The organism is Micromonospora eburnea (genome assembly GCF_900090225.1).
Taxonomy (GTDB): Bacteria; Actinomycetota; Actinomycetes; order Mycobacteriales; family Micromonosporaceae; genus Micromonospora; species Micromonospora eburnea.
The window spans coordinates 2,961,872-2,984,756 of record NZ_FMHY01000002.1 but is presented as its reverse complement, the minus strand read 5'-3'; the positions used below and the strand labels follow the sequence as shown (position 1 = coordinate 2,984,756).

The 22,885-nt window shown below is 73.2% G+C and carries 8 protein-coding genes; 6 read left to right on the top strand and 2 right to left on the bottom strand.

Going from position 1 to position 22,885, the window contains the following annotated elements; genetic code table 11:
* The first annotated feature begins 46 nt into the window (after positions 1 to 46).
* The 5 genes from GA0070604_RS32975 (at position 47) to GA0070604_RS13770 (ending at position 19,670) form a co-directional block, all read left to right on the top strand.
* Complete coding sequence (locus tag GA0070604_RS32975; protein WP_482194129.1) at positions 47 to 10,828, top strand: SDR family NAD(P)-dependent oxidoreductase; 10,782 nt, start codon at positions 47 to 49, stop codon at positions 10,826 to 10,828.
* A gap of 35 nt (positions 10,829 to 10,863) precedes the next feature.
* Entirely contained in the window at positions 10,864 to 15,051 is a 4,188-nt protein-coding gene (locus GA0070604_RS13785) for a non-ribosomal peptide synthetase (RefSeq protein ID WP_141721287.1), read from the top strand.
* Between the two features lie 108 nt (positions 15,052 to 15,159).
* Positions 15,160 to 16,584 carry an MFS transporter gene (locus GA0070604_RS13780; protein WP_091118312.1) on the top strand — a complete coding sequence of 475 codons (1,425 nt, stop codon included), beginning with the start codon at positions 15,160 to 15,162 and terminating at the stop codon, positions 16,582 to 16,584.
* A 178-nt stretch (positions 16,585 to 16,762) separates the two neighbouring features.
* On the top strand, positions 16,763 to 17,086 hold the full coding sequence (locus tag GA0070604_RS13775) for a VOC family protein (protein WP_244161882.1): 324 nt from the start codon (positions 16,763 to 16,765) through the stop codon (positions 17,084 to 17,086).
* Positions 17,087 to 17,279: 193 nt separating this feature from the next.
* Positions 17,280 to 19,670 (top strand): ATP-binding cassette domain-containing protein, encoded by a 2,391-nt coding sequence (locus GA0070604_RS13770; RefSeq protein WP_091118310.1) that lies wholly within the window; start codon positions 17,280 to 17,282, stop codon positions 19,668 to 19,670.
* Between the two features lie 48 nt (positions 19,671 to 19,718).
* Here the strand turns inward: GA0070604_RS13770 and GA0070604_RS13765 are convergent, their stop codons facing one another.
* A complete protein-coding gene (locus tag GA0070604_RS13765) occupies positions 19,719 to 20,141 on the bottom strand; it encodes a cellulose binding domain-containing protein (protein ID WP_167363459.1) in 423 nt (140 codons plus the stop codon).
* Positions 20,142 to 20,436: 295 nt separating this feature from the next.
* Positions 20,437 to 21,324 carry a helix-turn-helix domain-containing protein gene (locus GA0070604_RS13760; RefSeq protein WP_091118308.1) on the bottom strand — a complete coding sequence of 296 codons (888 nt, stop codon included), beginning with the start codon at positions 21,322 to 21,324 and terminating at the stop codon, positions 20,437 to 20,439.
* 300 nt (positions 21,325 to 21,624) lie between these two features.
* Here GA0070604_RS13760 and GA0070604_RS13755 point away from each other — a divergent pair, with 300 nt between their 5' ends.
* Positions 21,625 to 22,830 (top strand): NAD(P)/FAD-dependent oxidoreductase, encoded by a 1,206-nt coding sequence (locus GA0070604_RS13755; protein WP_091118307.1) that lies wholly within the window; start codon positions 21,625 to 21,627, stop codon positions 22,828 to 22,830.
* Positions 22,831 to 22,885: the final 55 nt, after the last annotated feature.

The following is a 22,885-nucleotide window of genomic DNA, read 5'->3' as shown; positions in this document are numbered from 1 at the left end:
CCAGATTGATGATCATTCCTGCCGGCTCCGACCAGGGGGACGCATGTTGAACGACGAAGACAAGCTCCGCAGCTACCTCAAGCGCGCCACCGCCGACCTGCGCTCGACGCGGCAGCGGCTGCGCGAGGTGGAGGACCGGGCACAGGAACCGGTGGCGATCGTCGGGATGGCCTGCCGGTATCCGGGTGGGATCGACACCCCGGAGCAGCTGTGGGACCTCATCGCCGCGGGCGGCGACGCGATCGGACCGTTCCCAACCGATCGGGGGTGGGATCTGGACTCGCTCTACGACCCGGACCCCGATTCGCCCGGCACCACGTACGCCCGCGACGGTGGGTTCCTCGCCGACGCCCCCGGCTTCGACGCCGCCTTCTTCGGGATCAGTCCGCGAGAGGCGACGGCGATGGACCCGCAGCAGCGGCTGCTGTTGGAGACCGCCTGGGAGAGCGTCGAGCGGGCCGGCATCGACCCGACCAGCCTGCGCGGCAGCGCCACCGGTGTCTTCGCCGGGGTGATCTCGCAGGACTACCTGGCCCGGATGAGCGAGCCGGATCCCGACCTGGAGGGATACCTGGTCACCGGCAACTCGGGCAGCGTGGCATCGGGGCGGATCGCGTACGTGCTGGGACTGGAGGGCCCGGCGGTAACTGTGGACACCGCGTGTTCGTCGTCGCTGGTGGCGATGCACCTCGCCGTCCAGGCGATCCGCGGCGGCGAGTGCGACATGGCGCTCGCGGGTGGCGCGACCATCCTCGCCCTGCCGCGCCCGTTCATCGAGTTCAGCCGGCAGCGCGGCCTGGCACCGGACGGCCGGTGCAAGCCGTTCGCCGCCGCCGCCGACGGCACCGGCTGGGGCGAGGGTGTGGGCCTACTGCTGCTGGAACGGCTCTCCGTGGCCCAGGAACGCGGCCACCGGATCCTCGCCGTCATCCGCGGCTCCGCCGTCAACCAGGACGGCGCCAGCAACGGCCTGACCGCACCGAACGGACCATCCCAGGAACGCGTCATCCGCCAGGCCCTGGCCAACGCGAGGTTGACGCCGGCCGACGTGGACGCCGTCGAGGCCCACGGCACCGGCACCACCCTCGGCGACCCCATCGAAGCCCAGGCACTCCTCGCCACCTACGGACAACACCGCCGCAACGACCAGCCACTCTGGCTCGGCTCGATCAAATCCAACATCGGCCACACCCAGGCCGCCGCCGGCGTCGCCGGGGTGATCAAAATGGTCCTGTCGATGCGACACGGCCTGCTGCCCCGTTCCCTGCACATCGATGCGCCGAGCCCCCACGTCGACTGGACCAGCGGTAATGTCCGCCTCCTTGACCAGCCGGTCGAATGGCGGGAGAACGGACGTCCGCGCCGAGCCGGGGTGTCCTCGTTCGGCGTCAGCGGCACCAACGCGCACCTGATCATCGAGGAGGCCCCGGCCGATGAGCCGGCCGGCAGCGGGCCGGAACAGACCGGACCGGATGCCACCCCGACCTCGACGACACCGGCCGACGGGGACGACGCCGAGTTGACCGACCTGCCCGGTGGTGGGTGGGTGCCCTGGCTGCTGTCTGCGAAGACCGACACGTCGTTGCGGGAGTACGCCCGCCGGCTGCGGGACTGGGCCGCTGACACGGACGGCCTGGATCTGGTCGGCGTCGCCCACGCCCTCGTCGGGCGTAGCACGTTCCCGTGCCGGGCGGTCGTTCTCGGTCGCACCGTCGAGGAGATGCGCGAAGCCCTCACCGCTCTGGCCGACGGGGTCGAGCACGACAACCTGACCGTCGGTGAGGCCCGAGACGGTGGCAGGATCGGGTTCATCTACCCCGGTCAGGGCAGTCAATGGCCCGCCATGGCCCACCAGCTCTACCGCACCTCGACCGTCTTCCGTGACAGCATCAACACCACCGATGCCACCCTGCGCCGGCACGTCGACTGGTCACTGCTCGACGTGATCCTGGAAAAACCCGACGCGGCCAGCCTGGACCGGGTCGATGTCGTCCAACCGGTCCTGTTCGCGGTCACCACCGCGCTCACCGCACTGTGGCGGCACCACGGCATCAACCCTGATGCCGTCATCGGCCATTCCCAGGGCGAGATCACCGCCGCCCACGCCACCGGGATCCTCGCCCTCGACCAGGCCGCACGGCTCATCACCCACCGCGGACAGGCGCTGACCACCATCGAAGGCACCGGCGGCATGCTCGCCGTCACCGGCCCCACCCCCGACGAACTACCCGACCTGCTGACCCGACTGGTGCCCGAGCACGCCGCGAGCCTGCACCTCGCCGCCCACAACGCGCCCACCAGCAGCGTCCTCTCCGGCACCCCCCACGCCATCCAAGCCGCCCACCAAGCCCTCACCAGCCACGGCCTGACCGCCAAAATCATCCCGGTCAGCTACGCCAGCCACTGCCCCCACATCGACCCACTACAAGCCGAGCTGACCGGCGTCGCCATCAGCCCCCAGAGCAGCGACACCACGTTCTACAGCAGCACCCGCCAACAGGCCGTCCCCGGCACCGAACTGACCATCGACTACTGGTGGGACAACCTACGCCAACCCGTCCACTTCCACCCCACCCTCCAAACCCTCACCACCGACGGACACCACACCCTCATCGAGATCAGCCCACACCCCCTCCTCGCCCCCACCATCGACAACGACACCACCGTCTGCCACACCCTCCGCCGCGACACCGACCCCTGGCACACCCTCCTCACCAACACCGCCCACCTCCACACCCACACCAACCACCCCATCACCTGGACCAGGCTCATCCCCCACACCGAGCAGGCGCCCGTCATTCCGCCCACCTACCCGTTCCACCACCAGCGGTACTGGTCGACCGTCGCGCCGGCCGCCCACCCACGCCGTCTCGGCCTACAGGCCACCAGCCACCCCCTGCTGGCCGCCACCATCACCACCGCCACCAGCGGCGAGCACCTCTTCACCGGCCACCTCTCCAGCCGGGCGCACCCCTGGCTCGCCGACCACACCATCGCCGGTGCCGGCCTGCTGCCCGCGACCGCCCTGGTCGAGTTCGCCCTGCACGCGGGCGCCGTCGCCGGGTATCCACTACTGGAGGAACTGACCCTCGAAGCACCGGTGCCGCTCTCCGACGTCGCCACCGACGTCCAGGTCACCGTCACCGGAAGCGACCAGCCGGGACGGCGTACGTTCGCCGTACACACCCGACCGGCCGACGAGCCGGAGGCGTCGTGGACGACCCACGCCACCGGGCTGCTCACCGGCGACGACGGCGAGCCAACCCCGCCGCCGCTCGCCGCCTGGCCGCCGGCCGGCGCGGAACCGGTCGACCTGGACGGGGCGTATCCGCGGCTGGCCGAGGCGGGCTACCGGTTCGGGCCGGCGTTCCAGGGTCTACGCCGGGCCTGGCGCTCCGGCGACGACCTGTACGCCGAGGTCGCGCTACCCGAACAGATGGACGTGACCGGGTACGCCGTGCATCCCGCGCTGCTCGACGCGGCCCTGCACCCGGCGGTGCTGGCCGTCCTCGACGAGGACGCGGACACCGTCCGTCAGGCGTTCGCCTGGGAGCAGGTCCGCCTGTACGCGACGGGCGCGACAGCCCTCCGGGTACGCCTGGCCCGCCAGTCACCGGAACGGCTGACGCTGGCCGCCCACGACCTGGCCGGTGAGCTGGTGCTGAGCGCCGCCGGGGTGCTGTCCCGGGCCACCTCGGCCGACCGGATCGCGGCCGGGGCCGCCCGACCGGACCGGCTCTTCGGGATGGAGTGGGTGCCCGTCCCGCCGGCCCCCGCCGAGTCGACCTCGTCCTGGGTGCTGGTCGGTGGGGACACCGCGCGGGTGTCCGACGGGCTGCCGGGCGTACCCGTGATCGCAGAGCTCGGGGAGGCGGCGCGCGACGGCGCGACGGCGCCCGGGGTACTCGTGCTGCCGCTGTCCCCCGGTGACGACGCAGACGTGCCGGCGGCCGTGCACGAGCGGACCGGTCGCCTGCTCCGCACGGTCCAGGCGTGGCTCGCCCGGGAGGAGCTGTCGGACAGCCGTTTGGTCGTGGTCACCAGCGGCGCGGTCGGCACCGGAGCCGACGAGCCGGTGACCGACCTGGCCGGCGCCGCCTGTTGGGGACTGCTGCGCTCCGCCCAGACCGAACACCCCGACCGGATCATCGTGGTCGACCTCGACGGCAGTCCGGAGAGCACCCGGGCGCTGGCCGCCGCCGTGAGCACCGCCACGCTGGGCGCGGAGCCGCAGCTCGCGGTGCGGGCCGGCGGGCTCCGCGCGCCCCGGCTGGCCCCGGCCGCGATCGAGCCGGCCGGGCCGGTCCCGCTCGATCCCGAGGGCACCGTGCTGGTCACCGGGGGCACCGGTACGCTCGGCCGGCTGACCGCCCGGCACCTGGTCACCCGGCACGGCGTCCGCCACCTGCTGCTGGTCGGCCGGCGCGGCCCGGAACACCCGGACGCCGCCGCCGTCGTACGGGAGCTGGCCGGTCTCGGCGCGGTGGTGGCCGTCGCCGCCGGGGACCTCGGCGACCCGGCGGTGGTCTGTGATCTCCTCGCCGGCATCGACCCGGCGCATCCGCTGACCGCGGTCTTCCACGCGGCCGGGCTGACCGACGGCGGGCCGGTGGACCGACTCACCGAGCGGCAACTGCACGACGTGCTGGGGCCGAAGGTCGACGCCGCCTGGCAGTTGCACCGGCTCACCGACGCACACCTGGTGCTCTACTCCTCGATCGCCGGCAGCCTGAACACCAGCGGCGTGGCCAACTACGCCGCGGCGAACGCGTTCCTCGACGCCCTCGCCGGGCACCGGCGCGCGCAGGGCCTGCCCGCCACCGCCCTGGCCTGGGGTTACTGGGACGTCGAGACCGGAATGAGCGGGGCGATGTCAGACGCCGACCGGCGGCTGCTGGCCCGGGCCGGGCTCGCGGCGCTGCCCGTCGAGGAGGCGGTGCGGCTCCTGGACACCGCGCTGGCGACCGACCGGCCGGTGCTGGTGCCGGCCGGTATCGACCGTTCGGCCGTACGCGCCCGGGCCCGCGCCGGTGACCTGCCGGCCGTGCTGCGCGCGTTCGCCCCGGCCGGGCTCCGGCAGGCCACGACGACCGCCCCGGCGGTGTCCCCGCTCGCCGGGCAACTCGCGGAGCGCTCGGCGGAAGACCAGCTGTCCTTCCTGGTCGACCTGGTCCGGACGCACGTCGGCGCGGTGCTCGGGCACGTCGACCCCGCCGGACTCGACGTGGGGCAGGACTTCAAGGGCCTGGGGTTCGACTCGATGACGGCGGTGCAGCTGCGTAACCGGCTCCGGACCGCCACCGGGCTGCGGCTGCCCGCGACGCTCGTCTTCGACCACCCGACGATACGGGCGGTGGCAACGCTGCTCCGGACGCTGCTGCTCGACCTGCCCACCGAGCGGCGAGCAGCGGCGCCGGCGGCGACCGCCACGGCCGAACCGATCGCGATCATCGGGATGGCCTGCCGCTATCCGGGCGGGGTCACCTCCCCGGAGCAGCTGTGGCAACTGCTGGCCACGGACACCGACGCGGTCGGCGAGTTCCCGACCGATCGGGGTTGGGACCTGACGACCCTCTACGACCCGGACCCGGACACCCCGGGCACGACGTACGCCCGGGAGGGCGGCTTCGTCCGGGACGCCGCCGAGTTCGATCCGGCCTTCTTCGGGATCAGCCCGCGGGAGGCGACCGCGATGGATCCGCAGCAGCGGCTGCTGCTGGAGGCGGCCTGGGAGAGCATCGAGCGGGCCGGCATCGACCCCACCACGCTGCGTGGTACCGCCACCGGCGTCTTCACCGGACTCACCCATCAGGAGTACGTCAGCCGGCCCGGCGCCTCGGCGGATGCCGAGGGCTACCTGCTGACCGGGAGCACCACCAGCGTCGCCTCCGGGCGCGTGGCGTACACCCTCGGGTTGGAGGGGCCGGCGGTCACCGTGGACACCGCCTGCTCGTCGTCGCTGGTGGCGGTGCACCTGGCCGCGCAGTCCCTGCGTGGCGGCGAGTGTGAACTCGCGCTCGCGGGTGGGGTCACCGTGATGGCCAGCCCCACCGGGTTCATCGAGTTCGCCCGGCAGCGGGGGTTGGCCGCCGACGGCCGGTGCAAGCCGTTCGCCGCGGCGGCGGACGGATTCGGGTTCTCCGAGGGTGTCGGTCTGGTGCTGTTGGAGCGGCTGTCGGTGGCGCGGCAGCGGGGTCACCGCGTCCTCGCGGTCATCCGCGGCTCGGCGGTCAACCAGGACGGGGCCAGCAACGGGCTGACCGCACCGAACGGACCGTCCCAGGAACGGGTGATCCGCCAGGCCCTGGCCAACGCGAGGTTAACGCCCGCCGACGTGGACGCCGTCGAGGCCCACGGCACCGGCACCGCCCTCGGCGACCCGATCGAGGCCCAGGCACTTCTGGCCACGTACGGGCAGGAACGACGGGACGACCGGCCGCTGTGGCTCGGGTCGATCAAGTCGAACATCGGGCACGCCCAGGCCGCCGCCGGCGCGGCCGGCATCATCAAGATGGTCCTCGCCCTGCGCCACGACCTGCTGCCCCGGTCGCTGCACATCGACAGCCCCACCCCGCACGTGGACTGGACCAGCGGTAATGTCCGCCTCCTCGACGAGCCCGTCGAGTGGCGGCGGAACGGCCACCCGCGCCGGGCCGGGGTGTCGTCGTTCGGCATCAGCGGCACGAACGCCCACGTGATCCTCGAAGAGGCGCCGCCGGCGGAGCCCGCTGCCGCGCCGGACGTCGACCCGTGGGACGGGTGGGCGTCGTGGATTCTGTCGGCGCGGACCGAACGCGCGCTACGCGACCAGGCGGCGCACCTGCTCGACTGGTTGCGTGACGAGGAGGTCGCACCGGCGGCGGTCGCCGGCGTGCTGGCGCGGCGTACCCGGTTCGCGCACCGGGCGGTGGTGACCGCCGCCAGCCGCGAGGACTTCACCGCCGCGCTGACCGCACTGGCCAACGGCGAGCCGCACCCGCACCTCAGCACCACCGTCACCACCGACGACGGCGGGAAGGTCGCCTTCTGTTTCACGGGTCAGGGCAGCCAGTACCCGGGCATGGGCGCCGACCTGTACGCCACCAACCCGGTCTACCGCGACACGTTCGACCAGGCCTGCGATGCCCTGAATCCACACCTGGAACACCGCCTCCAAGACGTCGTGTTCGCCGAACCCGGCACCGACCTCGCCGCCCTGCTGGACACCACCGCCTACACCCAACCCGCCCTGTTCGCCCTCCACATCGCCCTGCACCAGGTCGCCACCACCCAACTCGGCCTCAACGCCGACTACCTCACCGGACACTCCCTCGGCGAAATCACCGCCGCCCACCTCACCGGAGTCCTCACCCTCACCGACGCCGCCCTACTCGTCACCACCCGCGCCCGCCTGATGAACAGCATCACCACCCCCGGCGCGATGATCGCCCTCCAAGCCACCCGCAACGAAGCCGAACAACTCATCAACGGCCACGACCGCGTCACCATCGCCGCCATCAACACCCCACACAACATCGTCATCAGCGGCGACCACCACACCTGCCACCAACTCGCCACCCAATGGCGCGAACAAGGACGCAAAGCCACCACCCTCAAAGTCAGCCACGCCTTCCACTCACCCCACATGGCCGCCATCGCCGACGAGTTCCGCACCACCGCCGCAAGCCTCACCTACACCCCACCCACCCTCCCAGTGATCAGCAACGTCACCGGACAACCCGCCACCACCGAACAACTCACCAACCCCGACTACTGGGTGGAACACCTCCTCGCCCCCGTCCACTACGCCGACGGCATCACCACACTCCACGACCAACACGGCGTACACACCTTCCTCGAACTCGGACCCGACGCCACCCTCACCGCCCTGCACACCCACACCCGACCCGAGGCGCTCGCCGTCCACACCCTGCACAAGGACCGGCCGGACCAGCACACCCTGCTCACCGCCGCCGCCACCCTCAACGGCCGGCCCAGCGACACCAACGCCCACCTCGATCTGCCCACCTATCCGTTCCAGCGCACCCGCCACTGGCTGCCGGCCACCGCGGACAGCGGGCCGGTCCGGACGCCGGTCGAGCCGGCCGACGGTCATCCCCTGCTCGGCACGCCGCTGGACGTGGCCGGGACCGCCGGACGCTGGTTCACCCGGACCGTCGCCCCCGAGCGGCTCCGCATCGTCGACCAGCACCGGCTGCTCGGCACGGCGGTGTTCCCGGCGACCGCGCTCGTCGAGTGGGCGCTCGCCGCGGCCCGCGGCGACTCCCCCGAGCGCCGGTGGAGCCTGGCGGGGATCACCTTCGACGAGTTCCTGCGCTGCGACGAGGGAACCACGCTCACCCTGCAGTCCTGTGTAGAGCCGCACGAGCGGGCGCAGCGGGTGCGCTGCTTCAGCCGGCCGGCGGACGAGCCGTCGGCACCGTGGACGCAGCACGTCACCGTCGCCGCCGTGCACGCCGGCACCTCGCCCACCCCGCACCGGCTGCACCTGGCCGGCGTACGGGCCGGCATGGCGGACGAGGACCTCGACGGCTTCTACGACCGGCTCTGGCGGATCGGCGTCGAGTACGGGCCGGGCTACCGGGCGATGAAGCGGCTGCTGCGCTCCGGGGACGAGGCGCTGGCCCTGATCGAGGTGGACGAACCGGAACGCGACGGCGACGGGTGGCTGCTGCACCCGATGGTGCTCGACGCCTGCCTGCACGTGGGCGCGGCCTTCGGGGTCAGCGAGGACGACTTCTGGCTCCCCGCCGGCATCGACCGGATCGAGGTGTACGACCGGCTGCCCGGCCGGGTCTGGTGCCGGGCCCGGTCCCGGGGCGGACCGGAGGACGGCGAGCGGGCAATGGACCTCGACCTGGTCACCGCGCTGGGCGAGCCGGTGGCGAAGCTGACCGGGGTACGGCTGCGCGCGCTGCCGCGTACCCTCGTCACCGGCCTGGCCGGGTCGCGGCTGCGCCGCTACGACGTGACCTGGCACCCGCTGCCGGGCCGGCCGGCACGCCGCGCCGAGGCCAGCCCACGCGACACCTGGCTGGTCTGTGGCCGGGACGCCGGGGTCGTCGCGGACTGGCACGCCCAGCTGCTCGGCCTCGGCTGCGCCGCCGCCTCGCTGGTGCTGGCCGACGGCGTCCAGGTGCCGGCGACCGCGTCCCTCGCCGGCGGAACCGTGCAGGTGGATCCGGCCGACGAGGCGGGCCTGGCCCGCCTCGTCGACGCGGCTCGCGCCGAGGGCGTCAAGCTGCGCGGGCTGCTGCTCGGCCCGGACGGCGGCGTGGCCGCGGACGACGACGTCGCCGCCTCGGCCTACCGGGCCGCCCGGGACGCGCTGTCCGTGCTCCGGCAGGTTCTGCGGGGGTACGGCCACGACGCGCCGGACGTGGTGTTCTGCACCACGGGCGCGGAGGCACCGGCCGTGGACGACGTGCCAGCGCCGGCGCAGGCGGTGCTCGGAGGGTTGGCCCGCGCGGTGTTGACCGAACATCCCGACCTGCGTTGCGTGCAGGTGGACCTCGACCCGGCCGGACCCGCGCCGGCGCTCTCCACGGTCCTCGACCGGGTCGCCGACGCCGACGGCGCCACCCACCTCGCGGTACGCGACGGCGCCTGGTACGAGGCGCGGCTGCGGGAGCGTGAGCTGCCGAAGCCGGGGCCGGGCCCGGTGCTCCGCGCCGATGCGGCATACCTGGTCACCGGCGGCTTCGGCGGGCTGGGACAGGTGGTGGCCGGCTGGCTCGCCGACCGGGGGGCGACCGACCTGGTCCTGGTCGGGCGGCGGGTGCCGGCGGTCGAACCGCCGCTGTTGGCCGCGCTGCGCGAGCGCGGGGTACGCCTACGCCACCTGGCCGTGGACGTCGCGGACGGTGACGCGCTGGCCACCGCGCTGGCCGGGCTCGCCGGGGATCTGCCGCCGCTGGCCGGCGTGGTGCACGCGGCCGGTGTCGTCGACGACGCGGCCCTGGCCGAACAGGACTGGGACCGGTTCCGCCGGGCGTTGGACCCGAAGGTCCGCGGCGGCTGGCACCTGCACCGGGCGACGGAAGGTCTCGACCTGGACTTCTTCGTGCTGTTCTCGGCCTTCGGCGCGACGGTCGGCTCCGCCGGACAGGCCAACTACCTGGCCGCGAACGCCTTCCTGGACGGCCTGGCCCGGCACCGGCGCGCGCAGGGCCGGCCGGCGACCAGCGTCGGCTGGGGACCGTGGGCGCAGGCCGGCATGGCCGTCGACCAGGACGTGCTGGGCCGGCTGGCCGCGCTCGGCCTGGACGCGATCCCCACCGCCGAGGCCCTGGCCGCGTTGGGCTCGGTCCTCGACCCGGCGGCCGGGGAGCCGGTCGAGCCGGTGGTGGGTGTGGCCCGGGTGGACTGGCGTCGCTCGCTGACCGCGGCCGCCCGCTCCCGGCCGTACCGGCTGTTGGCGGACGTGACCCCGGCCGACCTCGCCGTGACCACCGAGGGGTCGGCCGCGCCGGACCTGGCCGTGCTCGCGGTCACGGACCCGGTGGCGGCTCGCGAGCTGCTGCTGGCCGGGCTGCTGGAGCGGGTGGCGCTGCTGCTCGGCCTCAGCGCCGCCGACCAGGAGGCGATCCGGCCCACCTTCGCCGGGACCCGGCTGAACGAGCTGGGCCTGGACTCGCTGACCACGGTACGGCTACGCCAACGGCTGTTGGTCGACTACGCGGCCGACGTACCGCCGACGGAACTGTTCGGCGGTGGCACGGCGGCGGACGTGGCGGAGCTGATCTGCCAACAGCTGACGCTGCGCAGCGTCGTCGCCGCCGATGACGACGACTTCGACGACGAGGACGCAGAGGTGCTGATCCTGTGAGCGCGGACGGTCCGATCTGGAGAGAGGGTGTTGCGGTGAGCGGAGCTGACGAGGGGTCGGGCGGGGTCGCCTCCCTGGTGGCCGACCTGGCCCGGATCGACGTGCGGTTGAAGCTGGTCGGTGCGGACCAGCTGAGCGTGAGCGCCCCGAAGGGACGCCTCTCGCCGGCGCTGCGCGAGCGGATCACCCGGCACCGGTCGGAGCTGATCGGCTGGTTGTCCCGTGACCGGGACGCCGCCGACGGGGCGGTGGCCCTGCCGGAGATCACTCCCGACCCGGCGGATCGGCACGAGCCGTTCCCGCCGTCGGACATCCAGATGTCCTTTCTGGTGGGGAGCCGGGAGGGCCTGGAATACCACGTCCGGCCGCACCAGTACATGGAGGTGGACTTCCCGGAGTTGGACCCGACCCGGTTCGAGCGGGCGCTGAACGCGGCGGCGCGGCGGCACCGGCACAGCCTGGTCGTGGTCCGCGAGGACATGATGCTGCAGACGGTCCGCGACCCGGAGCCGATCCCGGTCGAGGTGATCGACCTGCGGGAGCGGGACGAGGCCGGGCAGCGGGCCGGCATCGAGCGGACCCGGGCCGCGATGCAGCGCCGGGAACTGCCGCTGGACCGGTGGCCCTGGTTGGACGTCCGGCTCTCGCTGCTGTCCGGCGGGCGGGTCCGGATGCACTGGAACAACAACAACTTTTTCAGCGACGCCCCCGGCACCGGCCGGTTCCTCAAGGACCTGCTGCACTACTACGCGCATCCGGACGAGCCGCTGCCCGAGCTGACCCTGAGCTATCGGGACTGTGTGCTCGCGCTGGCCCGGCTCGAGGAGTCGCCGCTGGGGCAGGCCTCGAAGAAATACTGGTGCGACCGGATGGCCGACTGGCCCACGGCGCCGGAGCTGCCGCTGGCCCCCGGCTCGGACACCCGCCGCCGGTCGCGCCTGGAACGCCGGGAGCACGTGCTCTCACCGGCCCGGTGGGCGGCGTTCACCCGCCGGGCCGCCGAGCGGGGGCTGTCCCAGACCAACGCCCTGTGTGCCGTCTACGCCGAGGTCCTCGGGGCGTGGAGCGGGTCCCGGCACTTCCTGATCAACAACATGAACACCCACCGGCTGCCGCTGCACCCGCAGATCGGCGAGGTGATCGGCAACTTCTCCTCGCTGTACCCGCTAGAGGTGGACTGGCGGGCGGGCGGCCCGTTCCACGAGCGGGCACGCCGGTTGCAGGCCCAGGTGCTGGCGGACATGCAGCACGTCCACTGGAGCGGGGTCAAGGTCCTCCAGGCGGTCAACCAGCTCCGGCGCACCCCCGGCCGGGCGGTCTGCCCGTACGCGGTGGGCAGCGCACTTTTCGTCGGGCAGACCGACCGGCCGGTGTACAGCCTGCTGGAGACCCCGCAGGTGCTGCTGGACTGCGAGTTCTGGGAGCAGCGCGACGGCAGCATGTGGACGGTCTGGGACGTGCTGGAGGCGATGTTCCCGCCCGGGCTCATGGACGACATGCTGGCCGGCTACGGGGCCGTGCTGGAGGCGCTGGCCGACAGCGACGAGGCCTGGGAGCGGGAGGCGTTCGACCTGCTTCCGGCCGTCGACCGGCAGCGCCGGGCCCGACAGAACGAGGCCGGCGCGCCGACGCCGCCGGGGCTGCTGCACGCCGCCCTGGCGGAGCGGGCCACGGCCCAGCCGGCCCGGCCGGCGGTGATCGCCGGAGACACCACGCTCAGCTACGCCGAGCTGTACCGGCGGGCGGGTCGGCTCGCGGCGGCACTGCGGGCGGCTGGCGTGGCACCCGGCGACCTGGTCGCGGTGGCTGGCCGGAAGGACTGGCCGCAGCTCGTCGCCGTGCACGCCGTGCTGCTGGCCGGCGCGGCGTACGTGCCGATCGACCCGGGCTGGCCGGCCGAGCGGATCGGCTACCTGCTGGCCGATACCGGCGCCACCGCCGTGGTCACCGGCGCGGACACGCGGGAGGCGCTCGCCGGCGCGGTACCGGTGCCGCTGGTCGTGGTCGAGGAGGTGGCCGACGACGGGCCGGCGCTCGAGTACGCGCCGCTGCGCGAGCCGGTCGACCTGGCGTACGTGATCTACACGTCGGGCTCCACCGGCCGGCCGAAGGGCGCGATGCTGGACCACCGCGGGCCGCTGAACACGGTGACCGACGTCAACACCCGCTACGGCGTCACCGAGCGGGACGTACTCCTCGGCATCTCCTCGCTCTGCTTCGACCTGTCGGTGTACGACGTCTTCGGTGCCGCCGCGGCCGGTGCCACCCTGGTCCTGCCGGACCCGGCCCGGCACGACCCGGCCTCCTGGCTGGCGCTGGCCCGGGACCGGCAGGTGACCGTCTGGAACTCGGTGCCGGCGCTCATGCAGTTGCTCGTCGAGGAGGCCGAGACCACCGGAGCGGGCCTGCCCGACCTGCGGCTGGTGCTGCTCAGCGGGGACTGGATCCCGGTGACCCTGCCGGACCGGATCCGGGCGATCGCGCCGAACGCCCGGGTGGTCAGCCTCGGCGGCGCGACCGAGGCGTCCATCTGGTCGATCGCTCATCCCGTCGAGCGAGTCGACCCGGGCTGGGTGAGCATCCCGTACGGACGGCCGCTGACCAACCAGACCTGGCACGTGCTGGACGAGCTGGGCCGGGACGCGCCGACCTGGGTGCCGGGACACCTGTACATCGGCGGCGTCGGGCTGGCCATGGGCTACCTCAACGACCCGGACCGCACCGACGCCGCGTTCGTGTCGCATCCGGTCACCAGGGAACGGCTGTACCGCACCGGCGACCGCGGCCGGTACCTGCCCGACGGCACCATCGAGTTCCTCGGGCGGGCGGACTTCCAGGTGAAGATCCAGGGCTTCCGGGTGGAGCCGGGCGAGGTGGAGCACGCGCTGCTGGAGCACCCGGACGTGGGCGGCGCGGCGGTGGTCGCCCGTACCTCCGGGGCGGGGCGGCAGTTGGCCGCCTTCGTCGTGGGGCGGGACGGCCGGGACCGGCCCGACCCGGTCGTCGTACGCGACTTCCTCGCCGCCCGGCTGCCCGCCTACCTGGTACCCAGTCATGTGGTGGTGCGCGACGGGCTGCCGCTGACCGGCAACGGCAAGGTGGACCGGCGGGCGCTGGAGACGGTCGACCTCGCCGACGGCGGCGGCGAACGGCGGCACGTGCCACCGGGCACCCCGACCGAGGTGGCGCTCGCCGAGATCTGGCGGGAGATCCTGTCGGTGGACCGGCTCGGGGTCGAGGACGACTTCTTCGACCTGGGCGGGCAGTCCTTCGCGGCGCTGCGGGTGGTCGGCCAGATCGCGCAGCGGCTGGGCCGCCGGGTGCCGCTGGGGGCGCTGCTGGAGCGCCGGACGGTCGCCGGGCTGGCCCGCTGGCTGGACTCCGCGCCGGCGGACTGGTCACCGCTGGTACGGCTGACCGATCCGGCGGACGCCGGCGCACCGCCCTGGGTGCTGGTGCACCCGGCGGGCGGTGACGTGCTCTGCTACCGGGACCTCGCCGCCCGGCTCGACCGGGGCTGCCTCGCCCTGCAGGCGCCTGGGCCGGCGGTCGGCCGGGAGCCGGTGGCCGACCTCGGCGAGCTGGCCCGCCTCTACCTGGCCGCGCTGCGACAGGAACAGCCGCACGGCCCGTACCTGCTCGGCGGTTGGTCCTCGGGCGCGGTCATCGCGGCGGAACTGGCCCGCCAACTGGCGGAGGCCGGCGAGCAGGTACGGCACCTGGTGGTAATCGACTCCCCGGCCCCGGTGACGCCGCAGCGGATCGACGACGCGAAGATCCCGCTGTGGTTCGTGGAGGACCTCGACCGGGGCTTCGACCCCGGCCTGGTCACCCCCGAGCAGCTCCGCGAGCTGGCCGCGCTGCCGGCGGGCGAGCGGTTGGACGGGGCGGCGCGGTTGGCGGCCAAGCAGGGCGTGCCGGTGGACGACCTGACCGGCGGCACGCTCACCGCCACGTACGCGGTCTTCGAGGCGGTGGTGCGGGCCGGCGCCGGTTACCGCGCGGGCCGGATCGACGCGGACGTGATGGTACTGCGGGCCCGCGACGGCCGGGTCAGCGAGTTCGCCGACCACCCGTACGGTGACCGCCCCGACTGGGGCTGGGCCGAGCTGACCGGGGGGCGGATGACGGCCGTCGCGGTTCCCGGCACCCACCACACCGTGCTCACCGCCGTCGGCGTGGAGCAGGTCGCCGTGGCGCTGAACGAAGCCACCCGAACCTGACCCGAGGCCCCCCCGCGCAGCACCGGCGTGCCGACCGGCCCGCCGGCCCCCCGACCCACCGGGCGACCGGCACCGGTGGCCGATCCGCCCCGCCCGAGGAGGACTCCGGTGGCCCGTCAGTGGAAAGTCCTGCTGGTCACGTCCGTCGCCGTGATGATGGCGCTGCTCGACGTGACGATCGTCAACGTGGCGATGCCCGCCCTGGGGACCGCCTTCCCGGACAGTTCGCTGAACGACCTGTCCTGGGTGCTCAACGCGTACAACGTGGTCTTCGCCGCGGTGCTGATCCCGGCCGGGCGGCTCGCCGACCGGTGGGGGCGGCGCCGGGTCTTCCTCGCCGGGGTGGTGCTCTTCCTGGTCGGTTCGGCGGCCTGCGGGCTGGCCCCCGGGGTGGGCGTGCTGATCGCGGCGCGGTGCGTGCAGGCCCTCGGCGCGGCGGCCATCATGCCGACCTCGCTCGGTCTGCTGCTGCCCGAGTTCCCGGTGGCGCGCCGCGCCACCGCGATCGCGCTGTGGACCGCCACCGGCACGGTCGCCGGGGCCGCCGGACCGTCCGTCGGCGGCGCGCTGGTGGCCTGGCAGGGCTGGCGCTGGGTGTTCCTGGTGAACCTGGTGATCGGGCTGCCCGGCCTGCTGGCGGCGGTCCGGGTGCTGCGGGAGACCCGGGACACCACCCCTGGGCCGTTCCCGGACGTGGTCGGGTCGCTGCTGCTCGGCGGCGGGATCGGGGCGCTGGCCCTGGCGGTGATCCGGCTGCCGGACTGGGGGGCGACGTCGGCGGCGTTCGGCGGCACGCTCGCCGCCGGAGCGGCCCTGCTGGTCGCCCTGGCGGTACGGTCGGGCCGGCACCCGGCCCCGATCATCGAGCCGGCGCTGGTGCGGATCCGCTCGTTCAGCGTCGCCAACCTCGGCTCCCTGGTCTTCGCCGCCGCGATGAACGCGCTGCTGCTGTGCAACGTGCTCTTCCTGACCCAGGTGTGGCACTACGACAGCCTGGCCACCGGCGGCGCGCTGACCGCCGGCCCGGTGGCGGCCGCCGCGCTTGCCCCGCTGGTCGGTCGGCTCGGCGACCGGTTCGGGCCCCGGGCGGTGGCGCTGCCCGGCGGGTTGTTCTTCTGCGCCGGGGCGTTGCTGTTGGCCCGCGCGCCCGCCGAGCCGAACTTCGTCGCCGACTTCCTGCCGGCGGCGCTGCTGCTCGGGGCGGGGGCGGCGTTCAGCTTCCCCGGGTTCGGGCACGCGGCGTTCGCCGAGTTCCCCCGGACCCGCTTCGCCACCGGGGTCGCCATCTCGTCCTGCCTGCGGCAGGTCGGCGCGGTTCTCGGCGTCGCCGTCCTGATCACCGTACTGGCCGACGGCGGCGACACCTCGCCGGCCGTGTTCCACCGCGCGTACCAGGTGATCGCCGCGGGCGGGCTGCTCGCCGCCGGGGTGGCGCTCACCCTCGGCCGGGTACGGGCGCGGGACGTGGCGCACGTGCCGGCGGCGCGGCCGGCCGGTGGCGCGGTTGCCGGGTCGTCCACCACGCGCCGGTGAACGGGCGGGTCCGGGGGGCTGCCACGGCAGCGGCCCCGCTTCGATCAGGAATCAAGAAGCGCAGGTCACGCGGCCGCAACTAGCCTGACCGCCATGAACATCGCCAGTCACGCGGCCTCGTCCGGCCGACGTGGCACGACGAGCATGGGGGCGTTTCATGACATCAGGACTCAGGACCGTGATCTTTCCGGTGCGTGACCTCGGCCAGGCCAAGGCGGTGTACGGGGCGCTGCTGGGCGTGCCGCCGTACACGGACGAGGCCTACTACGTCGGGTTCCGGACCGGCGACCAGGAGCTCGGCCTCGACCCGAACGGGCACCGGCAGGGCATGACCGGGGCGGTCGGCTACTGGGAGGTCGATGACATCGCCGCCACCATCGAGGCGGTGACCGAGGCGGGCGCCACGTTGCAGGGCGAGGTGCGCGACGTCGGCGGCGGCATGCTGATCGCCACCGTCCGGGATGCCGACGGCAACGTCTTCGGGCTGCGGCAGTCACCCTGAGGGCGGCATCGGCGGCCCGGCCGGTGTGCGGCCCGGCCGGGTGTGTCACCCGTCCGCTGATCGGACGGACAGCGTACCGTTGCCGCGACGACGCCGACGGAAGAACCAGACGTACTGCGCGAATCCGGTCAAGTCGCGACAGGCGACGCCGACGGAGACCGCGCGGGCGCCCCGCCTGACAGATGGAGAAACGATGAGCATGGCCACGAGGACGCAGCGGCCGTCGCCCGCGCCCCACGTTGCCGACAGCCACGACCTGATCCGCGTGCACGGCGCGCGCGAGAACAATCTCAAGAACGTCAGCATCGAGATCCCGAAGCGCCGACTGACGGTGTTCACCGGCGTATCCGGCTCGGGCAAGAGTTCGCTGGTGTTCGACACGATCGCCGCGGAGTCGCAGCGGATGATCAACGAGACGTACAGCGCCTTCGTGCAGGGGTTCATGCCGACGCTGGCGCGGCCCGACGTCGACGTGCTCGACGGGCTGACGACCGCGATCATCGTCAACCAGGAGCGGATGGGTTCGGACCCGCGCTCCACGGTCGGCACCGCCACCGACGCCAACGCGATGCTGCGTATCCTCTTCAGCCGGCTCGGGCAGCCGCACATCGGCTCACCGCAGGCGTTCTCGTTCAACGTCGCCTCGATCAGCGGCGCCGGCGCGGTCACCATCGAGCGCGGGGGCCAGACGATGAAGGAGCGGCGCTCGTTCAGCATCCTCGGCGGCATGTGCCCGCGCTGCGAGGGTCGCGGTTCGGTCACCGACATCGACCTGACCCAGCTGTACGACGCCAGCAAGTCGCTCAACGAGGGCGCGCTCATGATCCCCGGCTACAAGCCGGGCGGCTGGAACTACCGGCTCTACAGCGAGTCGGGCTTCGTGGATCCGGACAAGCCGATCGGCAGGTACACGAAGAAGGAACTGAACGACTTCCTCCACCACGAGCCGACCCGGATGAAGATCGCCGGCATCAACATGACCTACGAGGGACTGATCCCCCGGGTGCAGAAGTCGATGCTGTCGAAGGACAAGGAGGCGATGCAGCCGCACATCCGGACGTTCGTGGAGCGCGCGGTCACCTTCACCACCTGCCCCGACTGCGGCGGCACCCGGCTGAACGAGACGGCCCGGTCCTCGAAGATCGCGGGGATCAGCATCGCCGACGCGTGCGCGATGCAGATCAGCGATCTGGCCGAATGGGTCCGCGGCCTCGACGAACCGTCGGTCGCGCCGTTGGTCGCATCGCTGCGGGACACGCTCGACTCCTTCGTCGGCATCGGGCTCGGGTACCTGAGCCTCGACCGGCCGTCCGGCACGCTCTCCGGCGGCGAGGCCCAGCGCACCAAGATGATCCGCCACCTCGGATCGTCGCTCACCGACGTCACCTACGTCTTCGACGAGCCGACCATCGGTCTGCACCCGCACGACATCCAGCGCATGAACAACCTGTTGCGGCAACTGCGCGACAAGGGCAACACCGTGCTCGTGGTGGAGCACAAACCGGAGGCGATCGCGATCGCCGACCACGTCGTCGACCTCGGCCCACGCGCCGGCACCGAGGGCGGTGAGGTGGTGTTCGAAGGCACCGTCGAGGGGCTGCGGAAGAGCGACACCCTCACCGGGCGGCACCTGGACGACCGGGTCTCGTTGAAGCCGTCGGTGCGCAAGGCGGCCGGAGCGCTGCGGGTACGCGGGGCCGACGCGCACAACCTGCGGGACGTCGACGTGGACATCCCGCTCGGCGTCCTCGTGGTGGTGACCGGCGTCGCCGGGTCGGGCAAGAGTTCCCTGATCCACGGCTCGGTGTCCGGGCGGGACGGCGTGGTGGCGGTCGACCAGACACCGATCCGCGGTTCGCGGCGCAGCAACCCGGCGACGTACACCGGGCTGCTAGAACCGATCCGCAAGGCGTTCGCGAAGGCCAACGGCGTTAAGCCGGCGCTGTTCAGTGCCAACTCCGAGGGCGCCTGCCCCAACTGCAACGGCGCCGGCGTCATCTACACCGACCTGGCGATGATGGCCGGCGTGGCCGTCACCTGCGAGGAGTGCGAAGGGAAGCGGTTCCAGGCCGAGGTGCTGAAGTACCAGCTCGGCGGCAGGGACATCAGCGAGGTGCTGGCGATGCCGGTGAGCGAGGCCGAGGAGTTCTTCGCGGTGGGCGAGGCGCGCATCCCGGCCGCGCACGCCATCATCAGTCGGCTCGCCGACGTCGGGCTCGGCTACCTCACCCTCGGCCAGCCGCTCACCACGCTCTCCGGCGGCGAGCGGCAGCGGCTGAAGCTGGCGACCCACATGGGCGAGAAGGGCGGCGTGTACGTCCTCGACGAGCCGACCACCGGCCTGCACCTCGCCGACGTCGAGCACCTGCTCGGCCTGCTCGACCGGCTGGTCGACGCCGGCAAGTCGGTCATCGTCATCGAGCACCACCAGGCGGTCATGGCGCACGCCGACTGGATCATCGACCTCGGCCCCGGCGCCGGGCACGACGGCGGGCGGATCGTCTTCGAGGGCACTCCCGCCGACCTCGTCGCCGCCCGCTCGACCCTCACCGGCGAGCACCTCGCGGCCTACGTCGGCGGATGACCGACGCCCTCGCGGGCACCGTACGACGAACTGGCGACCCCTGCCGCGCTATCCGGCCTGGCAGGGGTCGCCGTTCAGGGCGAAGCCGCTCGGCGGGGCGTTGCCGCCGGCGATGTACCCGATGGTCATCTCGACCCCCGGTGCGAGGTTCGCGTTCCAGCCCAGGTCCCGGACGGTGGCGATGCCACCCGTGTGACTGACCAGCGCGGCGTTCCAGATCGTCCAGATCTGCTGCGAGTCCGCCAACGCCCAGCTCAGGGTCCAGCCGTTCACCGTCGTCGGGGCGATGTTGCGGAACGACACCCACACCTCCACACCCTCGCGTCGGTACCGCGCCGTGCAGGTGGACGCCGCCTCGGCGCCCTCCGCCGCGTACGCGGTGGTGCCGCTGGCGACCAGGGTGGCGAAGAGGAGCGGCAGAGTCAGGGTACGGGCCAACCAGCGGCCCGGTCGGGTCGGACGACTGTGCACGGCGCACCTCTTTTCCGGACTGCCAACTGCGAATACATCCATGATTGGCAATGGATGTCCCGGGCGGGATCCCCCACCCAGCCAGAAGCACCCCCGGGCTGCCGGCGCGGCGGTGATCGCCCTTCGGGACGCTATGAACCTGATGTCGTAAACGATTCAGCCTCACCTGCCGGCGGGGCGCCGGACAGTGCCCGGCGGCGAATCGTTTGTGACATCAGCTCCGAAGGCGGGCTCCGGTTACCGTCCGTCGACGCGGGGCGCACCACGGACCACCGCCCGCACTTCGGCAGCCGCGTCACAGGTCGCGGAACCAGGCCGTCCGCCAGGCCGCATGCAGCGCGGTGACCAGTGTGCCGCCCAGGTCAGCGGCGGCCCGCCCGCCGACCGGTGCGGTGAGTCCGGCCGCCACGGCCGCCAACTCGGTCCAGGTCGGCTCCGGCGGGGCGACCCGGACCAGGTGGCCGTGGCGGGCCGCCCAGGCGCGTACGGCCGGGCGTCGCCCGGTCTCCTCTCCGCCGACGAGCACGTGCAGGCGTACGCCGGGCCGACGCTCGGTGACCATCGCGAGGAAGTCGGCCAGCGCCGACGGCGACGCCGACGGCAGGTCATCCGGGCCACCGATGGGCGGCACGCAGTCCGCACCAGCGTCGGCCGCACCGGCACCGGCGGCGAGCACGAGCAGGCAGTCGCGGTAGTCGCAGTGCAGCCCGACGAGGTACGCGTCGGCCAGCGCCAGGTCGGGCAGCCCGGGCAGGCGGAACGCGGCCGGCTCGGCGGGACGCAGCCCCCACCGCCGCCAGACCCGGGCCACCGTGCCGTTGGACAGGCCGAGGTCGACGCCGAGAGCCCGACTGGACCAGGTGTCACCGGCGGGCGGGACGGCGGTCAGCGTACGCAGCACCACGTCGGCGTCCTGCACCCGTGGCCGACGGCCGGGGCGCACCCGGTCCCGCAGGCCCGGCACGCCCTCCTCGGCGTAGCGGCGCAGCCAGGTGGCCACCGTGGGCCGGGTGGTGGCCAGCCGGCGGGCGGTCTCCGCGTACGACAGGCCGGCCGCGGCGGCCAGCACGATGGCGGCCCGCAGCGGCTCGCCGCCACGGCGGTGGCCCCGGGAGAGCCGGACAAGAATCTCCCGGTCCTCCGGTGAAATGGCGAACGACCGCCCCTGGGCCGGTTGCCCCATTAGTCCAACCCCCGGAACATATTGGTGCACCGACAGTGGACGGTATGTGCGCACGAATTGGGCGGTCAATCAAATACGCGCCGCTAGGGGGAATCCGGGCTGCTCAACCGCCACGATAAGGGGAGGGGGAACGGGCGATAGGGGGTTCTTCCACCGTGGTGGGACGGCGCCGTCCCGGTACCCCGGAAACACACCCCAAAAATTGATGTGTCGTAAATATCTTTACGCTTTCCGTATAGCCTCGCCAGCACCGAGCGTCGCACCATGGTGACACCTGCTGGGTGCTTCTGAGGAGTCCGCATGTACGACGCGATCGTCGTCGGTGCGCGCTGCGCCGGTGCCACCACCGCGATGCTGCTGGCGCGCGCCGGGCACCGTGTGCTGCTGCTGGACCGGGCAAGCTTTCCCAGCGACACGATGTCCACCCACTACGTGCACCCACCGACCATCGCCAGGCTGGCCGAATGGGGCCTGCTGGACGCGCTGCGGGAAAGCGGCTGCCCGCCGCTGCGGGTGTCCCGGTGGCAGCTCGCCGGGGTTCCGGTCACCGGCTGCGCGCCGGCCATCGGCCCCGTCCGGGCCGGCTTCGGGCCGCGCCGGTTCGTACTCGACACCCTGCTGGTCCGGGCGGCTGAGGCGGCCGGCGCCGAGCTGCGCGAGGAGTGCAACGTCACCGACCTGCTCTGGGACGGCGACCGGGTGGTCGGGATCCGGGCCCGGGGGCCGCACGGCGAGTTCACCGAACGGGCCCGGGTGGTGATCGGTGCGGACGGGCTGGACTCGGTGGTGGCCAAGAAGGTGCAGGCACCGAAGTACGAGGCGGTGCCCTCGCTGTGCTGCGTCTACTACACCTACTGGAGCGGGTTCACCGCCGACTACGAGGTCTTCGTCGACCACCGGCGCCTGGTCGGGGCGGTACCCACCAACGACGGGCTGGTGATGGTCGTCGTGCAGGCGCCACGCGAGGAGTTCGACGAGGTCCGCAAGGACATCGAGGGGTCGTACTTCCGCTCCCTGGCCCTCGCGGCGCCGAGCGTCCTGGAACGGGTCCGGGCCGGCCGGCGCGAGGAGCGCTTCGTCGGCACCGGCCGGCTGCCGAACTTCTTCCGCCGCGGCAGCGGGCCGGGCTGGGCGCTGGTCGGCGACGCCGGCTACCACAAGGACTCGATCGGGGCCATGGGGATCAGCGACGCCATCGGGCACGCCGCGCTGCTGACCGAGCACCTGCATCCGGCGCTGGCCGGCGAGCGGCCGGTGGACCGGGCCCTGATCGACTACACGGTGCAGCGCGACCGGGAGTCGCTGCCGTTGTACCACTTCAACCTACAGGCGGCGCGGCTGCGGCCGACCGACGAACTGCTCGACGTGCTCCGGGCGATCCAGGGGCACCAGGAGCAGATGGACCGCTTCTTCGGCTTCATCGCCGGCATGTACGGCTGGGCGGAGTTCGTCGACGGGGTGGCCGCGGCCCTGGGCACCACGGCCGGCGCCCGGGCGGCCGGATGACCGGACGGCAGCGCCCGGGTGCCGCAGCCGGCACCCCTCCCCCCGCCCCGACCTA